3 protein-coding genes are annotated in these 3,557 nt (G+C 36.2%); all 3 read right to left on the bottom strand.

Annotated elements, in window-relative coordinates; translation table 11 throughout:
- Nucleotides 1-401 precede the first annotated feature (401 nt).
- On the bottom strand, nucleotides 402-1,433 hold the full coding sequence (locus IE080_RS19225; RefSeq protein ID WP_189586771.1) for an AAA family ATPase: 1,032 nt from the start codon (nucleotides 1,431-1,433) through the stop codon (nucleotides 402-404).
- A gap of 158 nt (nucleotides 1,434-1,591) precedes the next feature.
- Nucleotides 1,592-1,900, bottom strand: a complete 309-nt coding sequence (locus IE080_RS19220; protein WP_229800754.1) for a GIY-YIG nuclease family protein — start codon at nucleotides 1,898-1,900, stop codon at nucleotides 1,592-1,594.
- Between the two features lie 419 nt (nucleotides 1,901-2,319).
- Nucleotides 2,320-3,255, bottom strand: coding sequence for an abortive infection family protein (locus tag IE080_RS19215; RefSeq protein ID WP_189586769.1), 936 nt, complete (start codon nucleotides 3,253-3,255; stop codon nucleotides 2,320-2,322).
- Between the last annotated feature and the right edge of the window lie 302 nt (nucleotides 3,256-3,557).

Genomic DNA, 3,557 nt, shown 5'->3' with positions numbered 1-3,557 from the left:
TCCAACATAGGGGCTTACTTTTCATTCATAACAGAAAGAGTAGCTATATTTATTCCTTTCAAACAATTTTCACTAATGGCCGACTTTAGTCGGACACTAGTGATTAAAAATTTTGATTTGCTGTTCAGCAAATTCATTCAGGACTAGAGCAGTCAACTTTCTCCTGATTACCCAAATGTAGCTATTGCCATCAGATGCTTTGGGAAATCTAATATTCCCGAAGCAGCAAAAAGACACCTTAAAGAAAATCTCCATGAATTTTCCTTAGTCATAAGATTAAGGGAAATCAGGAAAAATAAAAAGGCTAAGCTATCGGGATCTCTGTATAATGAAGTAAAAATACTTAATGAGTTAGAATTGATCTCGGATTTGGAAGCTGGAGCATCTTTGGATGGAGGAATTTAAACTTTGTGGTTCTGAGAATCTTTCTCATCATCCACTAAAGATCCCCAAATATTCATATCAATCGTAACCTGTGCTGGTATTAAATCAGTGTTCAATTGATAAAGGCTGCGCTTCATTGCTGTAATGAGAGTTTTCTGAATACTGTAAAAAGAAAGACCTTTTGCATGCTGGATAATTTTCTTGAGCTCACGTTTCGACCCTACTGAAAACACACCTTTTTTAAGGGTTAAATCGATCAATGCCATAATTTCGTCTTCACCGGGCAATTCAAAACCTATCTGCGTATCAAATCTTCGGATAAGGGCATCGTCTAGCATACCAACCTGATTGGTAGCTGCTATGACAATGGTGGATTGTGGAAGGTAGTCAAAAAGCTGAAGTATAGTATTTACTACCCGCTTCATTTCTCCATGGTCTTGGCTATAATCTCTCACTTTCCCCAAAGAATCAAACTCATCTAAAAATAATATACAATCCCCAGCAGCTGCCATTTTGAAAACCTTAGCTAAATTCTTGCTTGTTTCACCAAGTTTTGAAGAAACAATAGCACCAAGGTTGACCACCATGAGCATCTTTTCCAATTCACCGGCGATAATGTAGGAGGCAAGAGTCTTACCGCAACCAGAAGGGCCGTGAAATAATATTTTATGGGCAATGGGAAGGTCTAAAGCTTCTAAAAGGGATTTTTTTCGATGTTCCAGTATAAAATGATTCAGAGATTCCTTAATTCTTGGTTTACAAATAAGGTCTGATATGCGGTAATCAGAAGTAACCTGTTCAAGAATTAAATCATCTACTTTGTTTTGGGAAGGCTTATCAAATCTAATTCCCGAGCTAACTTTTGAAGCAGATCCAGTAGAGTGTACACGTATTGCTTCTTTCAGAATAGATTGTAATTGGATAGCCAAATTGGTTTTCTTTGTTTTTCTGGCATGATCTATCATCTCCTGAAGTGAAAACTTCAGTTTCTCCTGATCATTTTCCAGACCAAATCGGGCAATATCTTTGATAAAATCAAACTGTGTCAAAGGATTACAATTTTACTCTTTACTCAGGGCAAGTATAAAGCTTACCTGTAAACAAAGTACGTGTTTTTATATAAAACTATTACACAAATCTGTACTATTTTGTTCAATTCTGTTAAATCTCGAAATACCGTTTTGCTCCAATTCGGTTTATCCTTGATTCATGATAGCTTTTGAATTCCTATTTTCGGCCTTTTATTGTATCCAATTCTTGAGTCATTTGAGTTTAATTTCACTATGAATTCAATCTCTTGTTGATTTATTTCCTGTTGTGTTGCTGATTCTGATTCCCATAAAATCTCTTTCCGAATTGTAAAATCTTTTCTTTCTTCCCTTGTAAAGTCCTTTTCAATTAGTCTTCCGTCGGCACTTCCAAAATAATTTATACTATCTGTAATATCTTGACCAATGTAAATTTTACCATTCGGATAAGTAATTTTATAAATGACTTTCATTCTATTGGTTTTCATTCAAATACATTTTCAATTTGTTTTAAATTGAGCATCTATCTATACCTTAAACTGGCTTACTCTCGTGATTGGTATAATGCTGTCAAGTTTGTGACAAAAAGTGTATGAATCAATGCTTTCCTATTACCTCAAATTCTGCCTTGCAATGTCAATCAGGCGGGCCCGTCCGATTGGGGCATCCGGGCGGGCGCAACCCACAATCCAGGGAACTGGGGCCGAGCGTTAGGAAACCTTCCAGTGGAAGGTTTTAGTGAGGAGCCAGGATGCAGGGTAGGGGAAGACCCGTACTGCCTGTCCCGAGTATCGGGATACGGTGGCCCCGATTCTCAGGATAAATTGTGAGACCTGCCCGTCCGTTCAGGCGGGGGCACACCGTGAGCTTATGGCTCACGGTTGTCTACTCGATTGGGCATAGTAGTTTATTTAATCCCGCTTTGTTCAACTAAAAATATAATATTCGTCCCTGTTAAATTAATTCCATATCTTGTCATTTCATCATCAACTTTCTGAGGAACTTGTCCTTGTCCATGACCTCCTAATTTATTTCTAATTGTAGGGATGCCACTTTCAAGAAGATTTTGTAATGAAGTAAACTGATTTTGAGTAAAAGTTGGCACAAGTCCATTCTGAAAACAAATCTGTATTAGTTTTTTCGAAGTATCTGTCTGATTAAATGCCCATCCTTTTTCAATACAAATTACTTTAAGTGTACTTTCAAATGCTTTTAAACATTCAGTTAAGCATTCTTTATTTCTACCGTGTCGATAGTGTTCATGAGCTTTTAAATACTCTTCATTTGCCCCTTTAAATTTATTGTCCCACAATAATGATAAAGTTGGTTTTGTAATTTCGGAATGGATTATTGTTGAATCAACTCTAATTATTTCACTTGATTCAAATTGAAAACCAACTCCATGTTCCTTGAACCTGTCATTTAATTCACTAATTGCGTCGTCTGGTATTATTTTGATTTCTGTATCGTAAACATACTTTCGAAAATTTTCTTTAATAATCCGGTCAATATATTTAAATGACAATTCAATTACATCCATTGCTTTTTCAATATCAGCTGTTTGAAGTAAATGATTCAAAACGCACTCTTCGTCAGATTCTCGAAAACCTTTACCTAATGTAAAAACACCATACTCTTTACAAAGGGTTTCATGAATAAATTTAAAAGCCGCATTTGGTCGACTTGGGTGTCCATAAACTCCTTTGTCCGTGCCAAATGCGTCTCTAATAATGTGAACTATTTGAACTCTCAATGGCTCTGGAAGTTTATCATATACAAATATGTCAGGTACTTCACCTCTAAGTTTCTTTTGTCTTTTTGAAAAAATGTTAAATACTGCCATAATTTATCTGATATGCTGTGATTTCTACTATTGTGCCCAACGTCAGACCGTGAAAAAAGTCTCTCATTTTTCTTAGTTCAACGGTTTTTCATTTCCTCTAAAATTAGTAAATTTAGTTGTATTTGTTTTGATGACCACTAACAAATTTCCATGCACCACATCCTAGGAATAGACCGGTTTCAATTGACCTTCTCCCAAGTGTAGATTCCGATGATCTTGACCACCGATCCGGCTATCTTGACCACCCTTTGATCAAGGGTATTCAGTTACCGTTTTAATGGCGATTAAAGTTATCGTTTTTT

It is taken from the genome of Mongoliitalea lutea, assembly GCF_014652135.1.
Classification (GTDB): Bacteria; Bacteroidota; Bacteroidia; order Cytophagales; family Cyclobacteriaceae; genus Mongoliitalea; species Mongoliitalea lutea.
The sequence above is the reverse complement of the archived record's forward strand: the minus strand, read 5'-3'. Positions and strand labels throughout refer to the sequence as shown.

Bases quoted from the DNA above. Each gene is read 5' to 3' on its own strand.
- IE080_RS19220 (WP_229800754.1), bottom strand. From the start codon at position 1,900: ATGAAAACCAATAGAATGAAAGTCATTTATAAAATTACTTATCCGAAT.
- IE080_RS19215 (WP_189586769.1), bottom strand. From the start codon at position 3,255: ATGGCAGTATTTAACATTTTTTCAAAAAGACAAAAGAAACTTAGAGGT.